General features: G+C 42.6%; 21 protein-coding genes. 10 read left to right on the top strand and 11 right to left on the bottom strand.

Annotated elements, in window-relative coordinates; all coding sequences use genetic code 11:
* The first annotated feature begins 196 nt into the window (after window positions 1–196).
* Complete coding sequence (dacB, locus tag M1E93_RS15935) at window positions 197–1,645, top strand: serine-type D-Ala-D-Ala carboxypeptidase (protein ID WP_004915760.1); 1,449 nt, start codon at window positions 197–199, stop codon at window positions 1,643–1,645.
* Between the two features lie 81 nt (window positions 1,646–1,726).
* Here dacB and cgtA read toward each other — a convergent pair whose 3' ends face one another.
* The 3 genes from cgtA to rplU form a co-directional block, all read right to left on the bottom strand.
* A complete protein-coding gene (gene cgtA, locus M1E93_RS15930) occupies window positions 1,727–2,899 on the bottom strand; it encodes an Obg family GTPase CgtA (protein WP_004915758.1) in 1,173 nt (390 codons plus the stop codon).
* A gap of 130 nt (window positions 2,900–3,029) precedes the next feature.
* Window positions 3,030–3,287 (bottom strand): 50S ribosomal protein L27, encoded by a 258-nt coding sequence (rpmA, locus tag M1E93_RS15925; protein WP_004915755.1) that lies wholly within the window; start codon window positions 3,285–3,287, stop codon window positions 3,030–3,032.
* Window positions 3,288–3,306: 19 nt separating this feature from the next.
* Window positions 3,307–3,615 carry a 50S ribosomal protein L21 gene (rplU, locus tag M1E93_RS15920; RefSeq protein ID WP_004915752.1) on the bottom strand — a complete coding sequence of 103 codons (309 nt, stop codon included), beginning with the start codon at window positions 3,613–3,615 and terminating at the stop codon, window positions 3,307–3,309.
* Window positions 3,616–3,949: 334 nt separating this feature from the next.
* On the opposite strand from rplU, the gene ispB reads away from it, so the two are divergent.
* A complete protein-coding gene (gene ispB, locus M1E93_RS15915; RefSeq protein ID WP_004915749.1) occupies window positions 3,950–4,921 on the top strand; it encodes an octaprenyl diphosphate synthase in 972 nt (323 codons plus the stop codon).
* A gap of 41 nt (window positions 4,922–4,962) precedes the next feature.
* Here the strand turns inward: ispB and M1E93_RS15910 are convergent, their stop codons facing one another.
* Together M1E93_RS15910 and M1E93_RS15905 are read right to left on the bottom strand one after the other, a co-directional pair.
* Window positions 4,963–5,325, bottom strand: coding sequence for a DNA-binding protein (locus M1E93_RS15910; RefSeq protein WP_004915746.1), 363 nt, complete (start codon window positions 5,323–5,325; stop codon window positions 4,963–4,965).
* Between the two features lie 133 nt (window positions 5,326–5,458).
* A complete protein-coding gene (locus M1E93_RS15905; RefSeq protein ID WP_004915743.1) occupies window positions 5,459–5,806 on the bottom strand; it encodes a DNA-binding protein in 348 nt (115 codons plus the stop codon).
* A 515-nt stretch (window positions 5,807–6,321) separates the two neighbouring features.
* On the opposite strand from M1E93_RS15905, the gene M1E93_RS15900 reads away from it, so the two are divergent.
* The gene (locus M1E93_RS15900; RefSeq protein ID WP_426207015.1) at window positions 6,322–6,594 is read left to right on the top strand and encodes a helix-turn-helix domain-containing protein; all 273 of its coding nucleotides are present in this window, start codon (window positions 6,322–6,324) and stop codon (window positions 6,592–6,594) included.
* Window positions 6,595–6,672: 78 nt separating this feature from the next.
* On the opposite strand, the gene mdh is transcribed toward M1E93_RS15900, so the two are convergent.
* Window positions 6,673–7,611, bottom strand: coding sequence for a malate dehydrogenase (gene mdh, locus M1E93_RS15895; RefSeq protein WP_004915736.1), 939 nt, complete (start codon window positions 7,609–7,611; stop codon window positions 6,673–6,675).
* Window positions 7,612–8,160: 549 nt separating this feature from the next.
* Between mdh and argR the strand changes: the two genes are divergently transcribed.
* The gene (gene argR / locus M1E93_RS15890; RefSeq protein ID WP_004915733.1) at window positions 8,161–8,631 is read left to right on the top strand and encodes a transcriptional regulator ArgR; all 471 of its coding nucleotides are present in this window, start codon (window positions 8,161–8,163) and stop codon (window positions 8,629–8,631) included.
* Between the two features lie 77 nt (window positions 8,632–8,708).
* Window positions 8,709–9,095, top strand: a complete 387-nt coding sequence (locus M1E93_RS15885) for a DUF6122 family protein (protein ID WP_004915730.1) — start codon at window positions 8,709–8,711, stop codon at window positions 9,093–9,095.
* Between the two features lie 177 nt (window positions 9,096–9,272).
* On the opposite strand, the gene mpl is transcribed toward M1E93_RS15885, so the two are convergent.
* A complete protein-coding gene (mpl, locus tag M1E93_RS15880; protein ID WP_104873170.1) occupies window positions 9,273–10,652 on the bottom strand; it encodes a UDP-N-acetylmuramate:L-alanyl-gamma-D-glutamyl-meso-diaminopimelate ligase in 1,380 nt (459 codons plus the stop codon).
* 302 nt (window positions 10,653–10,954) lie between these two features.
* Between mpl and fbp the strand changes: the two genes are divergently transcribed.
* Both fbp and ppa read left to right on the top strand, forming a co-directional pair.
* Complete coding sequence (gene fbp / locus M1E93_RS15875; protein WP_004915725.1) at window positions 10,955–11,962, top strand: class 1 fructose-bisphosphatase; 1,008 nt, start codon at window positions 10,955–10,957, stop codon at window positions 11,960–11,962.
* 212 nt (window positions 11,963–12,174) lie between these two features.
* Entirely contained in the window at window positions 12,175–12,705 is a 531-nt protein-coding gene (gene ppa / locus M1E93_RS15870; RefSeq protein WP_004915724.1) for an inorganic diphosphatase, read from the top strand.
* Between the two features lie 94 nt (window positions 12,706–12,799).
* On the opposite strand, the gene M1E93_RS15865 is transcribed toward ppa, so the two are convergent.
* Genes M1E93_RS15865 through tamA form a run of 3 tightly spaced genes read right to left on the bottom strand, consistent with a single transcriptional unit; the run spans window position 12,800 to window position 18,660 of the window.
* Window positions 12,800–13,147 carry a gamma-glutamylcyclotransferase family protein gene (locus tag M1E93_RS15865; RefSeq protein WP_004915721.1) on the bottom strand — a complete coding sequence of 116 codons (348 nt, stop codon included), beginning with the start codon at window positions 13,145–13,147 and terminating at the stop codon, window positions 12,800–12,802.
* A gap of 3 nt (window positions 13,148–13,150) precedes the next feature.
* Window positions 13,151–16,921 carry an autotransporter assembly complex protein TamB gene (tamB, locus tag M1E93_RS15860; RefSeq protein ID WP_104873169.1) on the bottom strand — a complete coding sequence of 1,257 codons (3,771 nt, stop codon included), beginning with the start codon at window positions 16,919–16,921 and terminating at the stop codon, window positions 13,151–13,153.
* A complete protein-coding gene (gene tamA, locus M1E93_RS15855) occupies window positions 16,918–18,660 on the bottom strand; it encodes an autotransporter assembly complex protein TamA (protein WP_036944083.1) in 1,743 nt (580 codons plus the stop codon). Before tamA ends, tamB begins: the two co-directional genes overlap by 4 nt.
* A gap of 132 nt (window positions 18,661–18,792) precedes the next feature.
* Between tamA and msrA the strand changes: the two genes are divergently transcribed.
* Window positions 18,793–19,434 (top strand): peptide-methionine (S)-S-oxide reductase MsrA, encoded by a 642-nt coding sequence (gene msrA / locus M1E93_RS15850; protein WP_036942667.1) that lies wholly within the window; start codon window positions 18,793–18,795, stop codon window positions 19,432–19,434.
* A gap of 148 nt (window positions 19,435–19,582) precedes the next feature.
* The gene (locus M1E93_RS15845; RefSeq protein ID WP_014657316.1) at window positions 19,583–20,950 is read left to right on the top strand and encodes a hemolysin family protein; all 1,368 of its coding nucleotides are present in this window, start codon (window positions 19,583–19,585) and stop codon (window positions 20,948–20,950) included.
* A 95-nt stretch (window positions 20,951–21,045) separates the two neighbouring features.
* Here the strand turns inward: M1E93_RS15845 and M1E93_RS15840 are convergent, their stop codons facing one another.
* The gene (locus tag M1E93_RS15840; RefSeq protein ID WP_014657315.1) at window positions 21,046–21,252 is read right to left on the bottom strand and encodes a DUF1107 domain-containing protein; all 207 of its coding nucleotides are present in this window, start codon (window positions 21,250–21,252) and stop codon (window positions 21,046–21,048) included.
* A gap of 307 nt (window positions 21,253–21,559) precedes the next feature.
* Between M1E93_RS15840 and M1E93_RS15835 the strand changes: the two genes are divergently transcribed.
* Window positions 21,560–22,120: a YtfJ family protein gene (locus tag M1E93_RS15835; protein ID WP_004915703.1), complete on the top strand. Its 561-nt coding sequence runs from the start codon at window positions 21,560–21,562 to the stop codon at window positions 22,118–22,120.
* Window positions 22,121–22,257: the final 137 nt, after the last annotated feature.

The raw sequence follows: 22,257 nt of genomic DNA, 5'->3' as shown, positions 1-22,257 counted from the left end.
ACACTGAACCGCCCCATGGTTAATGGGGAGGCTCAAACAATACACAGGCTGTGAATGTGTCTTTAAAACCCATTCACACACTTATCTTATCACAATGCTAACCATTCTAACGTAGAGTTAATAGCGGGTCATCGTTTACTTTTTCAGGCATTACACTTTAGTATGTACAGTATGTCTACCCTAATGCGTGAAATTTATGCCGTTATTAACACTTACCAGAAAATGGATCATCACTTTAGGACTTGTCTTCACCACAGGACAAGCATTTGCCATTCCAATTGATGATTATAAGCAATATTTACCCGATGGTACTAACCTCGCTCTGGTTGCGCAAAAAGTCGGTAGTGACACCCCCATTATTGATTACAATGCGCAGCAAATGGCACTGCCTGCAAGTACCCAAAAAGTCGTCACTGCCCTCGCGGCTTTGCTACAGCTTGGTCCTGATTACCGTTTTGTGACGAATTTCGAAACCAATGCAAAATTAAACAACAATACGCTAACGGGCGACCTCGTTATCCGCTTTAGTGGCGACCCAACACTCACACGCCAGCAAATCCGCAATATGGTCAATGCGCTGAAACAGATTGGTATCCACAAAGTTGAAGGTGATTTAATTGTCGATATTTCGGCATTTACTAGCCATGATAAAGCGCCGGGCTGGGTATGGAACGATATGACGCAATGCTTTAGTGCGCCGCCTGCCGCAGCCATTATCGATAGAAACTGTTTTTCTGTTTCACTCTATCCCGCTCAAAAAATAGGGGATATGGCTTATATCAAGGCAGCCAGTTTCTACCCCGTCAATATGTTCAGTGAGGTTAAAACATTAGCCAAGGGAGACCCTGAAGGGCGTTATTGTGAACTGGATGTGGTTCCTGGCGAGCTAAATCGCTACACGTTAACAGGCTGTCTATCACAACGTAGTGAACCTCTCCCCCTTGCCTTTGCGGTACAAAATGGCGCAAGCTATTCCGGCGCTATTGTTAAAAATGAACTGCAAAATGCGGGCATAGCGCTAACAGGGCATGTCAAAAAGCGTACCCAACCAACGGCACAATCGCAGGTCCTCGTCAAAACCGAATCTCAGCCGCTGCATGACCTATTGAAGGTGATGTTGAAAAAATCAGACAATATGATTGCTGATACTGTCTTTCGTACTATTGGTCGAGACTATTACGGTGTTCCCGGTACGTGGCGCTCGGGGTCGGATGCTGTTAGGCAGGTTTTAAAGCAAAAAGCGGGCATCGATTTAGGTAATACCGTTATGGTCGATGGCTCTGGTTTATCCCGCCATAACCTGATCACGCCGACGACAATGATGGAAATTCTACAATTTATCGCTAAAAACGATCAGCAACTTGATTTTATCTCTATGCTGCCTCTTGCAGGACATGACGGTACATTACGTTACCGTGGCGGCTTAGATGAAGCCGGTGTGAATGGCAAAGTTTCAGCTAAAACAGGGGCTTTACAAGGCGTCTATAACTTAGCAGGCTTTATCACGACGGCTAGTGGGCAACGCGTTGCTTTCGTACAGTTTATCTCTGCCTATGCGGTACCACAAAACCAACAACGGAGCCGACGCGTTCCTCTCGTGCGTTTTGAGAGTCGGTTGTATAAAGATCTTTACCAGAAAAATTGATCCTTCGATCAATTCCCCGTAAATAAAACAATCTTTATATTTGAAAAAACCCCCAATCATTGGGGGTTTTTCTGAGATTGATTATTTCTGATAGATGATTTCGACACCTTCGTCGTCATCTTCGTCCCAATCATCATCCCAGTCATCCAGATCTTCAGCACCTTCGAGTTGCTCTTTATGGTAGTCATCCCACATAAATTCAACTTTTTCAGGCTGTTTTTCATCTTCCGATGCTGCCATATCACGCGGCTGAGTTTCCATAAACTCCATAATATCCCAGCACAGTGCCTTCACACCTTCGTGATTCACCGCGGAGATCATATAGTATTTATCTTCCCAGCCCATCGCTTTAGCGATTTCAGCAGCACGTTTTGCGGACTCTTCAGGGCCTAAAATATCCACTTTGTTAAACACTAACCAACGTGGTTTTTCTGCCAGTTTTTCGCTGTATTTTTCGAGTTCGCTAATAATGATCTTGGCATTTTCCACAGGATCCGATTCATCGATCGGGCAGATGTCGATCAGATGCAATAGCACGCGACAGCGTTCTAAGTGTTTAAGGAAACGGATCCCTAAACCTGCGCCTTCCGCAGCACCTTCGATTAACCCTGGAATATCCGCAACCACAAAGCTTTTTTCGTTATCCATACGCACGACACCTAAGCTCGGTACTAGCGTAGTAAATGGATAATCAGCGACTTTTGGTTTCGCTGCCGATACCGAACGAATAAAGGTCGATTTACCCGCATTCGGCATCCCTAGCATACCCACATCAGCGAGCAGCATCAGCTCTAACATCAGCTCACGAGTTTCACCAGGCGTCCCCATCGTACGTTGACGTGGAGCGCGGTTAACTGAAGATTTAAAGCGTGTATTACCTAAACCGTGGAAACCGCCCTTCGCGACCATTTGGCGCTGCTCATGGCGAGTCATATCACCCAGTATTTCTCCAGTACCGAGATCGCGTATACGCGTTCCGACAGGCACCTTGATCGTGATATCTTGACCACGTTTCCCTGTACAGTCACGACTTTGACCATTTTGCCCACGCTCTGCGCGGAAAGATTTTTCAAAACGGTAGTCGATGAGTGTATTCAGGTTTTCGTCGGCTTGCAGATAGACATCACCACCATCGCCGCCGTCACCACCGTCAGGACCGCCTTTTGGAATGTATTTTTCGCGGCGGAAGCTGACACAACCATTGCCACCATCCCCCGCCACAACCAATATTTTGGCTTCATCTACAAATTTCATAATTCTTTCTCCGTATGATAGCCATTATAGTGCTGGATGGCCGTGTTACCCAGAGATGGCGTATTCTAAATATAAAAAGCCCCGCAAAAAGTTTTTGCAGGGCTTTAATTCGAATTAAAAGTCAGAAAACTTATTCAGCTTCGATGCTGATAAATTTACGGTTTTGTGGACCTTTAACTTCAAATTTAACTTTTCCGTCCGCTAAAGCGTACAGAGTGTGGTCACGGCCACAACCTACGTTGTTACCTGCGTGGAACTTAGTACCACGTTGACGAACGATGATGCTACCTGCTAATACAGCTTCGCCACCGAAACGTTTTACACCCAGACGTTTTGCTTCTGAATCGCGACCGTTACGAGTCGAGCCGCCAGCCTTTTTGTGTGCCATTAATCTGCTCTCCTAAATCTTAAGCGATGCCAGTGATCTTAACATCAGTGAACCACTGACGGTGACCCTGTTGTTTACGGCTGTGTTTACGACGACGGAATTTGACAATCTTAACTTTATCGCCACGACCGTGTGCAACCACTTCCGCTTTCACTTTAACGCCTTCAACGACAGGAGCGCCAATTTTGATATCGTCGCCATTAGCAACCATCAGAACGTGATCAAATTCAACAGTTTCACCTGTTGCGATGTCCAGCTTTTCTAGGCGGACAGTTTGACCTTCGCTAACTCGGTGTTGTTTACCACCACTTTGGAAAACCGCGTACATATTAACTCCGCTTTCCGCGTACCCGCTAAAAAATTTAATTCCTGAGCACGCTATAAAATATTCACAATAGGGCGCGAATTCTACGCAAAAAAGCGTCAGAACACAAGCCAATAATGCATTTAGATCACAAAAAAACCGACTTTTTTATTCCATACTCCGGTCAGCCTTTGATTTATGATGAATAACTCGAATTGTTACTTATTTAAACATTTTTTGCATTACAACTAATTATCTTAGAAATATTAATGTTATGCTTAGGCTATAACTGTTCTATTGGCGACACCTTTTTGACTAAAGGGTGGCGGCTAAAATCCTATAATATGAATAAATTACGATGAATTTAGAATCTATTGTTGAACTGACTAGCGAGGATATGTCAGCAGTAAACGAAGCAATCCTCAGTCAATTGAATTCAGACGTTGCGCTAATTAACCAACTTGGTTATTACATTGTTAGCGGTGGTGGGAAAAGGATCCGTCCAATGATCGCGGTATTGGCAGGACGATCCCTTGGTTATTCAGGGCAAAAACATATTCAAGTTGCTGCGCTAATCGAGTTTATCCATACTGCAACTTTATTGCATGATGATGTTGTCGACGAATCCGACATGCGCCGCGGTAAACAAACAGCGAACGCCGTATTTGGTAATGCTGCGAGTGTCCTCGTTGGGGACTTTATTTATACACGATCCTTCCAAATGATGACGGATCTTGACTCGATGCGTGTCCTTAAACTCATGTCGGAAGCGACGAACGTTATCGCTGAAGGTGAAGTCTTACAGTTGATGAACTGTAACGATCCTAACATTACTGAAGAAAACTACATGCAAGTGATCTACAGTAAAACCGCTCGTTTGTTTGAAGCTGCCGCGCATGCATCGGCAATTTTAGCATCAGCAACCCCCGAGCAAGAGAAAGCCTTGCAAGATTACGGTCGCTATCTCGGCACTGCCTTTCAATTGATTGATGATTTGTTGGATTATGACGCAGATAATAAGCAATTAGGCAAAAATACCGGGGATGACCTTGATGAAGGGAAGCCTACGCTGCCCCTACTTCATGCAATGAACCATGGAACCGAGGAAGAAGCCGCCTTGATCCGCCAAGCGATCGAGCAGGGCAATGGCCGTCACCTACTGGACACTGTGCTGGCAACTATGAAACGTTGCGGCTCACTGGAGTACACCTACGCTCGCGCAAAAGAGGAATCGCAAAAAGCCATTGATGCTTTGAGTACTCTTGATGATTCAGTTTATAAAGACGCGTTAATCAGCCTCGCAGAGGTGGCTATTTCACGTCACTCATAGCGTTAAACGTATCGTTTTGAATGCGATGAGGGGGAAAGAGACTACTCTTCCCCTTTTTCTTCTTTTTCGATCCTAGCGAGCAATGATGAAAGGCCATAACGCAAAATATATTTCACCACTTTATCACGCTCCGCTTCAGTGAGTTGGTAATAGGCTTCCATCCAAATTTGTGAAGCATCCATTCTTTGGCTTTGATAGCCCACTGAAGGCTCAGAAAGACTCAATTGACTCTGTATTTCTCCAGGTAAGCTCTCTAGATGATACTCGACGGCTTTACCTTGAACGCCACGCTTACGACGATTTTTCCATCCTTCTCTTCTAGCCATCAAATTAATACCTTGAGGAGAAGTTGGTAAGCCTTCTAAACCTGCTAATTCTTTCGCAGTGAACCACATTTTTTTCATATTATCTCTTTCGAACTTATATTATGAAATCTGCCGTTGAGGCTCTATCTAAATATTGTTACTAAAGAATATGTTGAGTACCAATATGCCTATTCTTCATTATTGAATTACCCAAACCGATTTTTTAGGTAAATTATTTTTTATTTATTAAATCTACCAATGCTATTACACCTTCACGCATAATAAATGCCAATATAAGGTTACGCTCTTCCGGGGAAAGCTGGTGATAAACTTCCTGCCAAATAAATGCATTATCATGATGTTTTGCTTGATATAATGCAGGGGCTTCATAAACAGAAAGGGGCTCAAATAAACCTTCAGGCAAACTATTAATATGATATTCCAACGCCTTTCCTTGAATCCCCCGCCGCTTGCGGCATAACCAGTTTTCACGACGAGCCATCGCATTGATACCTTGAGTAGTCATTGGGAGTCCTTTTAAGCCAACTAACTCTTTCGCCGTTAACCATTCTTTTTGCATGCCTGACCCTCCTAGTCACGATTTACAATTTAATAATAATTGCTGAAAAACGTGTTTATTTTCTCAATAACCTTTTTCTTTTTTGTTTTATTAATATTTATTATTAATTAATTTATGAGTTATACATGTAAAGTATATTTTAATTTCTTTTAATAACAATAGATTGGATATACACGAGGTCACAGTTATCTTTTTTCATGAGATCGTCTTTATATATTAGCTGTACTTATAACATCTATCATTAATATGTGATTTTTACAGATAACCCAAACTAGTTAGTTTTTACTTTCAATATGTTAGATAAAATCACAAATATATATGCCAAATCTTTCTTATATTTCATAAAAATAAAACTCCTTTCATAAAACTGAATTTTTAGAAAAAATTAGAAATAATTTTGGAAAATTTCTGTTATTTTATTTCCAATAACAGGGCTATTGCAGTGAATGTATCACAATCTCCTGTTAGATGTACTACTAACTCTACATGATTCTGAGTAAAAAAAGGACTAAAAAATGATCTTACGGAAATCGGATTGGCATCCAGCAGATATAATTGCCGCTTTACGTAAACGCGGAACGACTTTAGCAGCAATATCTCGACAAGCAGGTTTAAGCTCCTCCACACTGGCGAATGCCTTATCTCGTCCTTGGCCTAAAGGTGAATGGATTATTGCGAATTATCTCGGAATTCATCCTTCAGAGATATGGCCAAGCCGCTATTTCAATCTAATTACAGGTGAATTATTAGAAAGAAAAGTAAGAGAAAAAAGCCCAACCTCAAGCTGAAAGAATATAAAAAAAACCGCTGCCCCAACAATATCAGGACAGCGGTTTTCTTAAGAAATAAGTGAAAATTAATAGCAATTAGCCATTAATGAATTTTTCACCTAGTTCGATATCTTTTCTCAGTACATCAAGCATGTCTTTCAGTGCTTTTTGTTCAAACTCACTCAGTTTGCCGTAAGAGATATGCTCTTCGATACCATTTTTACCTAAACGGACTGGCTGAGCAAAGAAGCGAGCGTGTTCACCTTCACCTTCGGTGTAAACACATTCGATAACATTTGGCTCACCTTGTAGGCCACGGATCAGAGACAGGCCTAGACGTGCTGCTGCTTGACCCATTGACAGTGTTGCAGATCCGCCACCTGCTTTTGCTTCAACAACTTCAGTACCTGCGTTTTGGATACGTTTAGTCAGAGCAACAACTTCTTCATCGGTGAAGCTAACACCTGGGATCTGAGACAATAGAGGCAGGATAGTAACACCTGAGTGGCCACCGATGACAGGCACTTCGATTTCGTGTGGTTTCTTACCTTTCAGTTCAGCAACGAAAGTATTAGAACGGATGATATCCAGAGTCGTTACACCGAATAGACGGTTTTTGTCGTAAACGCCTGCTTTTTTCAGCACTTCAGCCGCAATAGCCACTGTTGTGTTAACTGGGTTAGTAATGATACCGATTAATGCTTTTGGACAAGTATCAGCGATTTGTTGAGTCAAATTGCGAATAATACCCGCGTTAACATTAAATAGGTCTGAACGATCCATACCTGGTTTACGAGCAACACCTGCTGAGATCAGGACAACATCAGCGCCTTTCAGTGCAGGAGTCGCATCTTCACCTGAGAAACCAACTACTTTAACGTCAGTTGGGATATGGCTAAGGTCCGCAGCAACACCCGGAGTTACTGGTGCGATGTCATATAGTGAGAGTTCTGAACCTGCTGGAAGCTGGTTTTTAAGAAGAAGGGCCAGAGCCTGACCAATACCACCTGCTGCGCCTAGGACTGCAACTTTCATTCTGAAACTCCTTTATTTGTACTTAAAAAAGTATATTGATTCATCTTGTTATGTAGTAAACACATTACTGATAAAAAACAATTCATTAACAGATGTTGAAGCATATTAATGTGTATAGGCTTACGCACTGATTTCATCTATTCTAAACAAAATCCTTATCTGTTAATGAGATAAGGGGCACTTTTTTAACAAATAGTTTTTATCACTATTGATTTTTGCATAATAAATTGTTTTTACTGCTGATAATCCCGTTATTCACAAAGTGATTAACAAAAAATTTACACCTTTTGGCAACAAATTGCATTACCTCTCTATGCTACTGGGTCTATTTTCTTCTTATATAGGCATAAACCATTAAGATTATTGATTATTTTTATTTATCAACTTTTGCTAAACTAAACTTTCATCAATGTTCTCTTTTTATGCATAAAAAAGACAATAACCTTCATTTTTCATCGTATACAAAACCATCATAACGCAATTTTGTTGCATAAAAATTCACATTTACAGATAATACAGACCAATTTATTGTCATAGGATGGGTTAATTATGCGTACACCGTCTAAACAAGAAGACTTGGTTAAAGCGTTCAAAGCGCTGCTTAAAGAAGAAAAATTTAGCTCTCAGGCTGAAATTGTTATCGCACTGCAAGAGCAAGGCTTTGAAAATATCAACCAATCAAAAATTTCCAGAATGCTGACTAAGTTCGGTGCTGTGCGCACTCGCAACGCAAAAATGGAAATGGTCTACTGCTTACCCACAGAGCCTGGCGTTCCCACGGCGACTAGCCCATTAAAAAACCTAGTACTGGATATCGATTACAACCATTCTGTTGTGGTGATCAGAACAAGCCCCGGCGCCGCACAATTGATTGCACGCTTGCTAGATTCTTTAGGGAAAGCGGAAGGGATCTTAGGCAGTATCGCAGGGGATGATACCATTTTCTCTACACCAGCGAATAATTTTACAACTAAAGAGCTTTACGAAGCGATCCTTTCACTCTTTGATCAAGAGCTTTAAATCCATTTTTATTTTTTAATTTCTATTCCATTCGCGCATTCGTGCGCGATTGAATATAAAAACGATGGGCTATCAAAGTGATATTTGAGATATTCAGAAACGTTGTGCACTATGGATTTCACTTTTTAGTTCCCATTCTCTTCGGTTATCTATTTTGGCGCAAAAATTGGAAATTAGCGTCACTGCTTATGATAGCCACGATGGCGATTGATTTAGACCATCTTCTTGCGGATCCAATTTTTGATCCTAATCGCTGTGGCATTGGTTTTCACCCATTACATACTCTCTGGGCGGCAATCGCTTATTGTATCCTCTTTTTGATGCCATCGTGGAAATTAAAGGCTATCGCTGTTGGTTGTCTTTTCCATCTCTGCACAGATTCTTTAGATTGCTACATGGGCAGCCTAAAACAAGAGCTACAGTATAGTTATTGTTATAGTCGCCAATTTATTGAGGCGAGTTAACATTTAGCCTCGGCACACCTCGCCAAGAGCGCGATTTTACAGCGCTAACCCAATGCATTTCACCAATATCATTCACTGGGTTTAGTCGTATAACATACGAGACGTTTTCTACTATCCAAAAACAAAAAATGCCACTGTCCTGTTAAGGGAAGTGGCATTTTGCGTCAGCCATTATATTTAGTCGTCTAACTCTGCCTCTGCTTTATTTTTTAAGCCGGCGAGTAACTTACCGTGGATATCACCAAAACCCCCATTACTCATAACAAGAATATGATCGCCAGGCTGAGCGGTTTCAATGACCATTTGTGCCAACGCATCAATATCACCACTCCAACGGGCAGGTTGAACACATTTTTCCGCAATTTCAGTGACCATCCACGGAATATTGCTTGGCTGGAATAAGAAAACTTCATCAGCACGACCTAACGCCGGAGCAATATCACTTTTATTAACCCCTAACTTCATAGTATTAGAGCGTGGCTCTAATACCGCCAGTATGCGGGAAGTACCCCCAACTTTACTGCGCAGCGCTTCCAGTGTTGCGAGGATCGCCGTTGGATGATGAGCAAAATCATCATAAACACTGACACCATACTCAACCCCCCGTAATTCAAGGCGGCGACGAGCATTAATAAATTTACCTAAAGCAAAGCACGCTTCTTTGGCGGGCACGCCTACGTGATGTGCTGCGGCAATTGCCATCAACGCATTTTGGATATTGTGATTACCCACTTGTGACCAATTCACTTCACCCACACGTTGTTGTTGATAATAGACTTCGAACTGGCTGCCATCGTGGTTCAGCTTTTTCGCTTGCCATTCACCATGTTCACCGACGAACTCTTGCTCACTCCAGCAGCCCATCGTCATAACCTGTTTAAGGTTATTATCGCTATCTGGCATGAAAATTTTACCGCTAGCAGGCACAATACGAACAAGATGGTGGAACTGTTTTTGGATGGCTTCTAAATTTTCAAAAATATCGGCATGGTCGAACTCAAGGTTATTGAGCACCAGCGTTCTTGGACTGTAGTGTACAAATTTCGAACGCTTATCGAAAAACGCGCAATCATACTCATCAGCTTCAATCACAAAAAAGGGACTTTCCCCTAATTGGGCTGATACTTCAAAGTTCCCTGGCACGCCTCCAATTAAAAACCCTGGTTTATAACCGCAATCTTCTAAGATCCAAGCAAGCATCCCCGCCGTGGTTGTTTTACCATGGGTGCCCGCGACAGCGAGTACCCAGCGTTCAGGAAGTACATGATCATGTAGCCATTGTGGACCAGATGTATAAGTGAGGCCTTTTTCCAATACCGCTTCAACACAAGGGTTACCACGCGTCATCGCATTACCAATAACGACCATATCAGGTGCTGGTTCTAGCTGACTAGGGTCATAGCCCTGAATGAGTTCAATACCTTGCTTTTCTAGTAAGGTACTCATCGGAGGGTACACGTTTGCATCGGAGCCTGTTACTTTATGCCCGAGGGAGCGAGCCAGTATTGCCAAGCTCCCCATAAACGTACCGCAGATACCCAAAATATGTATGTGCATTATTTTCCATCCAATAGCATGAGGTTTGTCACTATTCTACCCATCAACGTTAGGTTTATATAGACAAAAAATTCGAATTAAATACAGGGAAAAATAGGCAGAGTATTCCCAAAATGATCCAAACGCGGCAACAAGAGCCAGTTACTGTTATCCCAAGAGTACATGCTCAAGTATGTGACTTAGGTAACAAAATACGGCCCACATCGCGGCGGTACAACGTATCAAGGGTATAGATTAACTCCACGCGCAAGGGTACAATTCCCCCCTGCAAACCTCTGTCAATTATATTCAGGACCTTCGTCATGAAAACATTAGGCGAATTCATCGTCGATAAGCAACAAGATTTTCCTCATGCAACAGGAGAACTGACCGCATTACTGTCAGCAATCAAACTGGGCGCTAAAATTATCCATCGTGATATTAACAAAGCTGGACTTGTAGACATTCTTGGCACAAGCGGTGTGTCGAATGTCCAAGGTGAAGTCCAGATGAAGCTTGACCTGTATGCAAACGAAAAATTAAAAGCCGCTTTGAAAGCTCGCGGGGAAGTAGCTGGTATTGCCTCCGAAGAAGAAGATGAAATCGTCATTTTCGAAGGCGATCGTGCAGAAAACGCGAAATATGTCGTATTAATGGATCCACTGGATGGTTCTTCGAATATCGATGTAAACGTTTCCGTCGGAACAATCTTCTCTATCTACCATCGTATTACCCCAATTGGCCAACCGGTGACTGAAGCTGACTTCTTGCAACCGGGTCATCGTCAAGTCGCGGCAGGTTACGTCGTTTACGGTTCATCCACCATGTTGGTGTATACCACAGGATGTGGCGTACATGCCTTTACCTATGATCCATCACTTGGTGTCTTCTGCCTCTCTCACGAAAAAGTGATGTTCCCAACAGAAGGAAAAATGTATTCAATCAACGAAGGTAACTACATCAAGTTCCCTATGGGCGTGAAAAAATACATTAAATACTGCCAAGAACAAGATGAAGCGACAGGTCGCCCTTATACGACTCGCTACATTGGCTCGCTGGTTGCGGATTTCCACCGTAACTTGCTTAAAGGCGGCATCTATATCTACCCAAGCACGGCAAGCCATCCAAATGGTAAGCTCCGCTTACTGTACGAATGCAACCCAATTGCGTTCCTTGCAGAACAAGCAGGCGGTAAAGCAAGTAACGGACGTGACCGTATTTTAGATATCAACCCAACTGAACTTCACCAACGCGTTCCTTTCTTTGTTGGTACAGCTTCTATGGTTGAAAAAGCAGAATCCTTTATGCGTGAGTTCCCTGACGCTGAATAATGTTATTCATCGCGCTAAGGCGGGCTAATCCCGCCTTTTTTGTGGCCTTTTCTCAGCTTTTTTTTATGAATGCCCTACCAACTAGTGAGTTTTACCCCTCTTTACGGCTATAATACCTTTCACGTTATGTACCCAAAATCGTTTTAAGTTGCTTAGATAGGGCTTAACTTATTGATGGGCATATTAGTTTTTAACATAAAGGATACTTTTTCATGGGCCTGAACAATGTACCGGCAGGTAAAGATCTGCCAGAAGATATCTACGTTATCATCGAAATCCCTGCTAATGCAGATCCTATCAAATATGAAGTTGATAAAGACTCTGGCGCTCTATTTGTAGACCGTTTTATGTCTACAGCGATGTTCTATCCATGTAACTATGGTTACATCAACAACACACTATCTTTAGATGGTGACCCTGTTGATGTACTGGTACCAACACCTTACCCATTACAACCAGGCTCAGTTATTCGTTGCCGTCCAGTCGGCGTATTAAAAATGACTGATGAATCAGGTGAAGATGCCAAATTAGTTGCAGTACCACACACTAAACTGAGCAAAGAATACGATCACATTAAAGATGTGAACGACCTGCCAGAGCTGCTACGCGCACAAATCACACACTTCTTTGAACACTACAAAGATTTAGAAAAAGGTAAGTGGGTGAAAGTAGACGGTTGGGATAACGTTGAAGCGGCTAAAGCTGAAATTATCTCTTCTTTCGAACGCGCTGCTAAAAAATAATTTCCCCTAACTCGGGAAGGGAAGGCTCTGGTGGTAACACGAGAGCCTTTTTTATAGAAAAAGCGCCGATAACCCATTGGCTACCGGCGCTTTATTACTCTTCTTCGTGACGTTTTAACCAGTCACCTGATTTGATACGACGCAAGCCTTCAACGGAATGCCGATAAAGATAAATCCAAGCATTGCCATATGGCGTAGGGATTAATTCACGAACATAGTCCTGTGAATTTTTCTTTAACTCATCTAACTCAGTCAAAATAGAGGGATTGATGCGATACACTTCGCACTCAATCACACCTTCACCTTTGATAACCGCTGGATAATACCCCAAGTCATAAAGCTCATAGCCTTCTAAGCTATGTTCGCCTAACAACTGAGCGTAAGTCATCCAGTGATGATTTCCTTGCTTGCGCCTTAAACTGCCATAAACAATTACACGCATATATTAAAACTCAAATTGATAAAGAAGATCCAGCGCCTGATTCACACCAGACACCGCTTCCAAATATAATTTAGGCATTAATCGATAACGCAATGTTAGCGTTGCCAGTGAGTCAAATATACCAACACCGTACTTAATTTGAAGGTCATTGGTAATTTTACCGCTCACCACGACTTGTGATTTATCACCAACCCCTTGCGTATCGAGGGCTAAATCAGATACTCCAAATGTTTCACCAATCTTACCTACGAGTTGCCCACTTTGAGCCACCCCGAGTCCAATTAGCATTGATGTCATTTGTGAACCATTAGCATCTCCGCTTTCTAATCCTTCTCCGCGTAGCAAATAGGATAAAGCTTCTTGTTGCGTTTTGGCTGGCTCAGAGAATATCTCGACTTTCGGTTTGTCTGCAAGCCCTGTCACCTTAACACCAGCAATCACATTATCAGCTGTGTTTTCAGGATTACGAATCGCTTCTAAGTTCAAGAAAGGCTGTTCCGGAGGACCTGAGAACTGGATTTGCCCTTTACGCACGATCAAATCTTGCCCATAAGCACGGAAACGCCCTGATGGAATATCGATTTGCCCATTTAAGCTCAGACCTTGTTTATTTTGCAGTACCTTCAACATGCCTGTTAAGCGAGCTTTCAGACCAAACGCATCCAACATCACATCGTTGCCGATCTTAATATCCAGATTGGTTTGAATTGGAATTGGTGTGCTTGTCTTCTCAATAGGTTTCAGGTCACTGTCTAACATCACCACATCGGAAGAAGCCCCTACCGCTGATTCAGGAATTTCTTGAACCGTAATTCTTGCCCACGGAATATTCACACTTCCGTTTAACGTCAGTAAGGTCGGTGAAGCTTCAAACACAATATCAGGCTGCACATCCACTTTGATCATTGGCGGCATGGATACACGTAAATTGTTACCCACGGCCATGACTTTAGCGTGCCATGCCTCTGCCTTACGCCAATCCGCATCACCATTAATATTCAGATAACCTTCTGGCGTATTAATTTGCCCCGTCATGACTGAGCTGGCGCCATTAAAGGCAATACCTAATTGACCACTTTTGATATCAAATGGGATCAATGACGATTTAAGCTCTAAGCCTGAAAGGGATAAATTACCATTTAGCAATGGGTTATTCGCCGTTCCGCCAAGACGTAAATTGGCATTTAGGTTACCATTGGCAACTTCTTTCTCGCCTAATAACGGCTTAATTAACGCTAAGGTAATCGCATTGATTTCGACATTACCTGAAAGCTGCCGTCTCTTTTCCAAATCAGCAATATGAACATTGCCTTTTAACTGCCCATTGTTGGCAATTTTAAACAACCAATTCAGGTCTGCTTTGCCATTTTTCAATGCGGCATTCAAGGTCAGAGTCTCAAACTCTAACGGTAATAGTGTACCTTGAACCAATTGAACAGCTTTAACACCATCACCTTTAAGATCGACTTTAGCTTGTGGCAAGCTGCCATCATCCTTCCATACCACATTGGCTTTACCGCTAAATACGCCTTTGACGCGTGTCTCATCTGTCAGGAACGGTTTTAACATCGCAAGGTCAAAGCGTTCTAACACAACATCGGCGCTACCACTTTTCCCTGCTTTAATCGGTTTGGGAACACAAAGGCGTGCATTGGTATTCACCCAACAGTGAGTACCAATAGTCACTTCTTGCGTTTGGTTTGCATAGTCCAGCGCCATGACCTTACTTAATTGCCATTCACCCACTGGCGTTTCAAATAAGGTATTGCTGAGATTACCTTTCCATGTTTCAGTTTGGCGATCGAAACCACCTGCTAACGTTAAGCGCCCCGAAACTGGCTCACCTTTCACATCCAATTTTACGGTATGTTTTTTCTCGCTCCCATTCGCATCTAATGTTAGCTGGCTGATCACCAAGTCAGCCTGTTTGAGTTGGCGAACAACGACGGATAAATCCCCTTTGATTTGCTCACCCGATGTGACTTTTCCTTTAATAACCGCATTATCAATGGATAGGTCTTTTTGCCATCTCACCCCACGAGCGGCAAGATCCGCTTGTACCTCTGGCGCGTCGAGGTCACCGCGTAGTTTTACATCACCGATGATCACACCACCTAGCCCCGGCAATATGCCATCAAGGCCCGGTGCATTGATTTTAGTATCTAGGTTCCATTTGTCCGCAAGGCTTCCTTTAACATCAAGGTGGTTTTTACCCAATGACAGTTTCAGATCAGGTATATTCCATTGCCCTGCCGCATTACCTGAAGCCTGACCGCGTGCTTTTAGCGGATTATTCTTGACGTTACCGTCTAAGCTAATCTCAGGGACTTGTAACTGCCAGCTACCGCCATAAAGACTACCGCGAGTGGCAATCTTACCATCGACTTTTGCTGGCCATTCAGGCCACTGTTTTGCGGTATTGATACCTGATAACGTCAGTACTGCATTCCAACTGATCGCTTTGCTCCAGTCAGCCACCCCCGTAATATCCGCATTACCTTGCAACGCCGCTAAACGTAGGCGCGTAAGGTTAATTTGCTCTTCATTACCTTTCGCATCCAACATTAGCGTTGAAGGTGGAATATCTTGTCCGGTAATCGCAGAGCGAAGGGACAAATCATAAGCCGAAGGACGCCCATTTAAGCGTAAACGAGTGCCATCAAGCTGATATTGAGCCTCTCCCACCAGCGGCCAGCTCAATTTTTGGCTCTCTAGCGTTAATTGAATAGGTAAGTCTGCCTGACCAAGATCGGTCTGAGCATTCAACGTCGCATTCACTGGCCCACTGAGATTCAGTGCCAGTTTTAACTCTTCGAGCAATCCACCTTTAAGGGATAAATCAATCTTTTGTCCATTAAGATCTTCAAGGCGGCTTTCCCCTGTTATCGACAAAGAAACCGGCCACTTATCCTGTAATGTTGCGGTGCCTGATAAGGCGACATTACCTTGCGGTGAATCAATCGTAAATTTCTTAAGTAAAACGTTTTGCCCATCGTTTGAAAGCGTTAAATTCAAACTATTAATAACCGCTTCGGTTGCTCCCGTCAGTTGCAAGTTTGAACCATTAATACCTTCAACATTTAGATCAACAGGCAAAATCACTTCCGGCAATTCCGCTAATAACGGTTTGGCGAATAATGTTTTTAGCGTTTCACCAATAGATTTTTCTTCGCCAGTCGCGACTTCTTTGACGGGCTCTTCTGGTGGTGCCTCTTTGTTTTCAGGTAAATTAATCGCCAAATCAATAATATCGGTTGGCGTTACCGTTAACGCTTTTTTCTGCCAGTAAATACCCGTTTTAAACTTCCCTAAATCAATCGCCATTCCATCCACATTGACTTGCGTTGAAGTCAGTTGTAGTTGATTTAGGTTGATGGTCAGTGGCGCATTTAACTCTGTTAATGGCTCAGAAGGTGGTGTCTCTTCTGAAGGTGGCATTTTGGATGTATCAACATTAACGACCACATTTTCGGTCGAAAGATCATCAATACATAATTCCCGATTAGTCAAACAGCCTAAACGTAACGCCAGATGTAATTTTCCAGCATTCACATCAACACCTGGCATTTGGTATTTTACGTCGGTCAAGGTGAGATTATTGATATCCCCTTCAATCGAACGGATTTCTAACCCCGATACAAAACGGGTGGCGCTGTTCAAGGCAAAATGCAGGCCCGATTGTGTGCCAAGTACCCAGCCTAGCGCGGCAAAAACCAAGATCAAGACTAATAAAATGGTGAGACCTGTCCATTTTAACCACTTCATCCATTTCATAGTTCTGTCCCCAAGCCGATGTAAAATTGAATTTTATTGTTATCCGAATCTCCAATTGGGGTGGCCAAATCGAATTTAATTGGCCCTACAGGAGAAACCCAACGGACGCCAACACCGGCCCCTGTTTTAAAATCGCTTTTCTTAATATCGTTAACTGCTTCACCGGTATCAACGAACGCGGCGCCCCACCAATTACCCGTGAAGTTGTAATCATACTCGATAGAGCCGACAACCAGTTTAGATGCCCCGGTTAGCTTGCCTTTACTATCCTCTGGAGAGATTTTTTGGTAACCGTAACCACGTACACTGCCATCACCCCCTGCGAAGAAACGCAAGTCTGGCGGTACTTTGTCAAAGTTATTAGTTTCAATCCAACCTAAGTTGCCTCTAAACACAAAACGGTGCCCTTCCCAAGGAGAACGGATCCAGACCTGTTTTGTTTGTAACACGAGAAAATCAATATCTGATCCCCAAATTTCATTTGAGTAATCAACAGAATAACGTTGGCTATCACCCCAACTTGGCATCACCCCTCCGCGTTGACGAATGCGACTCGCATTTGCCCCTGGATAGAGCAGCATCGTGGTATTTGTGACATCTGCCTGAGTAAAGTGACTGAGCATCCAACGCATATTGACGCCATACTGCCAACCGCTGGAGTAATCCCAGTTACGAGACAGATTTAACGTTGTGGTATCAGACTCCGTATCGTTTAAATCAGTACGTTTATACCCCCCTTGAACGGCATAATATTGTTCAAGTGGATTGGCTTTAAGGGGGATCTTATAGCTTGCATCAATAATTTGTTCTGGCTGTGATAGGCTAATATTGGATGTAATACTTTGCCCACGAGAGTTGACCCATGGCTTATTCCATGTTGCTTTGACACGCGGCCCCACGTCTGTCGCATAACCGCCCCCCAATTCAACAAAGTTTTTTGCCCGAGGCACCATCACCCCTTCCATCGGCAATATGTCAGTATCATCTTCTCGCGCTTTAGCGATGTTTGGAGTGACAATAGCCGAAGTAAACCAGCCAGTTTCGACTAATCGGCGGTTAAATTCAGCTAATTGCTCTGACGTGTAATATTCCCCCTCTTTAAAGGGAGCAAGGTTATTTAGGTAATCCGTGCGAATTTGAGAACCTTCATAGGAAATAGCACCAAATCGATAACGCTCACCACTATTAAAATTAAAATCCCAATAAGACGCGTGGTGGTCTAGCGATATCCCTAACTGACTTTTTTCCATTATCGCATCGAAATAACCTTTACGGATCGCTAGGCTACTAAACTTCCCTTTAAAGCTTTCATATTCACCATCATTTTGGATCGTACCAATTTTGGGTGTATTACTTTTAATCATTTTGGCATAGTCAGGGTCGTTTTTGGCTCCCCCTTCTAATTCAATATTTACACCCTGTACTCGAATGGGTTCACCCAAAGTCACTTTCGCTGTCAGCACAGAACGCGCTGGTGGCTTATTTTCTTGATAGCTGAATTCAATTTTTGGTTGGTAGTAGCCTAACGGCTTTAAACCATCCTCAATCGCTTTTGTTACCCGAGCGCGGAAGCGGCCATTAGGCACAACTTCATCTTGAGAAATCGTAGATAATTGAACTCGGACGTTCTGATTCGGTTGCCCCTCAAGCCCTTCAATATTAAGGCGAAGATTTGCAGCATATGCCGTAGAAACCGCCGCCGTTAAGCTGAGAAAACAAATGATAGGGTATTTTGACACGCCCGCTCCTAAGTTCATTGATAGTTTGACTAAAGACTCCATATCAATTTATTTTGAGTAAAATAAATTTTAGATACAAGTTTTTATCCTAATTTTTACCTAACGTGCACAACATTACTCATAGGAATAGTTATGTCATCTAATCAGTCACAACCCATAAATATTTCCCAAGCGCTACCCGGTAGGCAAAGTGCTATTCCCCATTCACCATACCATGCGGTTAACCATCATTCGATTGACAATATTCCGAAGAACGCTGAAATTGCCTATTTTGCGATGGGCTGTTTTTGGGGAGTTGAGCGTTTATTTTGGCAGCAACCGGGCGTTTACTCAACATCCGCTGGCTATAGTGGCGGGATTACGCCAAATCCAACTTACGAAGAAGTGTGTACGGGTCTCACCGGCCATACTGAAATCGTGAGAGTCGTCTTTGACCCACAAACTATTAGTTATGCAGACTTACTGACCCTGTTTTGGGAAAACCACGATCCAGCACAAGGTATGCGCCAAGGGGGTGACATTGGCACCCAATACCGTTCGGCTATCTACACCGTCTCTGATTCGCAATTACAGCAAGCCACAAAGACGCGGGACGCTTATCAACAAGCGATGGCAGCACAGGGTGATCCACGCCAAATCACCACAGAAATCATGCCATTTGAAGTGTTTTATTTTGCGGAAGATTACCATCAACAGTATCTTCACAAAAACCCAGCAGGCTATTGTGGTTTAGGTGGAATCGGCATTTGTTTACCACCACAGAACATAAACTAGGCAGAAAATTTAACCTAATGCTATAATAACGCCACTAACCGAATTTTTGCGCACTCCGCGTTATTTTTACCTATGTAGTAGAACGAGTTACCTTCAGGTGATCTCAAATCAAGATCCGTTATACCTGAAGGTAATGTCTGGATAATTTATGCTTAACAGTTTACTAATCGTACTTTTATTATGTGCTATCAGCGCATTTTTTTCGCTGTCAGAAATATCATTGGCAGCATCTCGCCGCATTAAATTGAAACTCATGGCTGATGAGGGCAATGTTAATGCCGCTCGTGTTCTAAAATTACAAGAAATGCCGGGTATGTTTTTTACCGTAGTGCAAATTGGCCTTAACGCCGTCGCCATCTTAGCAGGTATTGTCGGCGAATCTGCTTTTGCGCCATCACTACAAGAGGTATTTATTCATTTCTTATCACCAACTTGGGCACAGCAAACCGCATCCATTCTTTCATTTACGATTGTCACCAGCCTATTTATTTTAGTGGCGGATCTAACGCCTAAGCGTATTGGAATGGTGAAACCTGAAGCCATCGCAGTGCGAATTGTCAATCCAATGCGTTTTTGTTTGACCGTATTAAGCCCTTTAGTTTGGTTTTTTAATGGTCTTGCAAACCTGATCTTCAAAATTTTCAAGTTACCAACGGCACGTAATGAAGATATTACCTCCGATGATATTTTTGCTGTGGTCGAAGCGGGGGCGGTTGCAGGTGTGCTGCGTAAGCAAGAGCACGAACTGATTGAAAACGTATTTGAACTTGAATCACGCACCGTTCCCTCTGCAATGACGCCACGTGAAAGTATTATCTTCTTTGATAAAGAAGAGTCAGAGGAGAGTATTAAACATAAAATTTCAACCGAGCCGCATTCTAAGTTTTTAGTTTGCAGTGGTGATATTGACCATGTCATTGGCTTTGTTGATTCAAAAGTCTTGCTAAATCGTGTTTTGAATGGTCAAAGCCTTAACTTACAAGATGGCGTTCATATTCAAAATGCGCTGATGATCCCCGATACCCTCTCGCTTTCCGATACACTCGAAGCTTTTAAAACAAATGGGGTCGATTTTGCCGTCATTCTCAACGAGTACGCTCTTGTGATGGGACTTATTACGATCAACGACGTTATGACAACATTAATGGGTGATCTGATTGGGCCAGGCCAAGAAGAGCAGATTATCACGCGGGATGAAAACTCATGGCTGGTTGAAGGCGGTACTCCGATTGAAGATGTACAGCGTATTTTAGATATCGATGAATTCCCTGATGTGAGTAATTACGAGACCATCGCAGGCTTTATGATGTACCGTTTAAGGAAAATGCCGAAACGTACTGATTATGTGAAATATGCAGGCTATAAATTTGAAGTTGTCGATATCGATAACTATAAGATTGATCAGTTGCTTGTCACCCGAATTACAACGCCACCCGCACCTGTCGTGGTTCAAGCGGGTAAAAACAACACAGAAACGGCTAACGCAGAACAACCAACACAAAAAGTCAAAGAGTAATACTTTACAGCGAAGCCGTTTCATTTGATGCGCCACTTTGTGTGGCGCTGCTTTTAATTAAATAGCGAACAACTATTTAATTAAATCAACAGCATTTACCCCAACTCAGATTGTAGAACCAGAACTTGTTTATTCACCTCACTCATTACATTGTAGTGGCGCTTATCACCCACTTTAGGTGGTAAGATTTTGCCGTAATTGAATTCAAATGCACCAAAGCCTTTGATGTAAATACGACCACGGAATAGCGTTTTAACGTAGAGTGCAATTTTGGATGGGTTATAACGGTTAAATATTTTCATTAGAACTTTTCCTTTCCTTTTGTCATACGATACTCGTTCACTCATACCGCTCGTTAATAATAGACCAGTAATATTTACTTTGGTTCTATTATTGCAGTTTTATTCAATTCATTTACAGAAAATGACACTACGAACATTCTGTCAATAACCTCAAAAACTTTGTAGTTATGCTAAATTTTGCAAAAATGTTAATTTCAGTTTCACAACTCATCGGATGAGCTATGCTATAACTGTAAGCGCAAAACATGACTGCCATGTTTCAGTCATTGCATGACACTCTCAAACCAAGTAATAATGAGGTAATATAATGATTAAAAAGAATTTTTTACTTGCTTGCCTACTCACCTTATCATCCACAGCTTTCGCAAGCCAAATCCAACTAAATCAACCTGTACCGGCAGTTTCTGTTACAGACAAAGGAGAGATGCTATTAAGTCAAGAGGGGAAATTTTCCTATCAAGAGTGGAAAAGCCAACAATTACCAGGAAAAGTCCGTACAGTTCAACATATTGCGGGGCGCTCTTCCGCTAAAGAGCTGAATGCACCATTGATTGAAGCGATCAAAAAAGCGAATTTTCCCCATGATGCTTATCAAACAACCTCAATTATCAATGCGGATGATGCCATTTTTGGCACAGGTGTTTTCGTCAGTAACAGTGTTGAAGACAGCAAAAAAGAGTTTCCTTATTCGCAATTTATCGTTGATAGCGATGGTGTCGTTAAAAAAGCATGGCATCTCGCACCAGAAAGTTCAGCGATTATCATCTTGAATAAACAAGGAAAAGTGCTTTACTTCAAAGACGGTGCGCTCACTGCCCCTGAAGTGGATAAAGTGATCACATTAATTAAATCTGAACTTGCTCAATAGCGCTCATCACCTCTTGTGCACGGAAACATCGCTGTCGTGCACATATTAAAAGAGAGGTGTGAGTTTATCTATCACTAGTGAGTTATTCTAAAAAGGCTTATTAGCCACTAAATTTATATGGTGAATAATTATTTGGA

The organism is Providencia sp. PROV272, from assembly GCF_049901975.1.
Taxonomy (GTDB): Bacteria; Pseudomonadota; Gammaproteobacteria; order Enterobacterales; family Enterobacteriaceae; genus Providencia; species Providencia stuartii.
The sequence above is the reverse complement of the archived record's forward strand: the minus strand, read 5'-3'. Positions and strand labels throughout refer to the sequence as shown.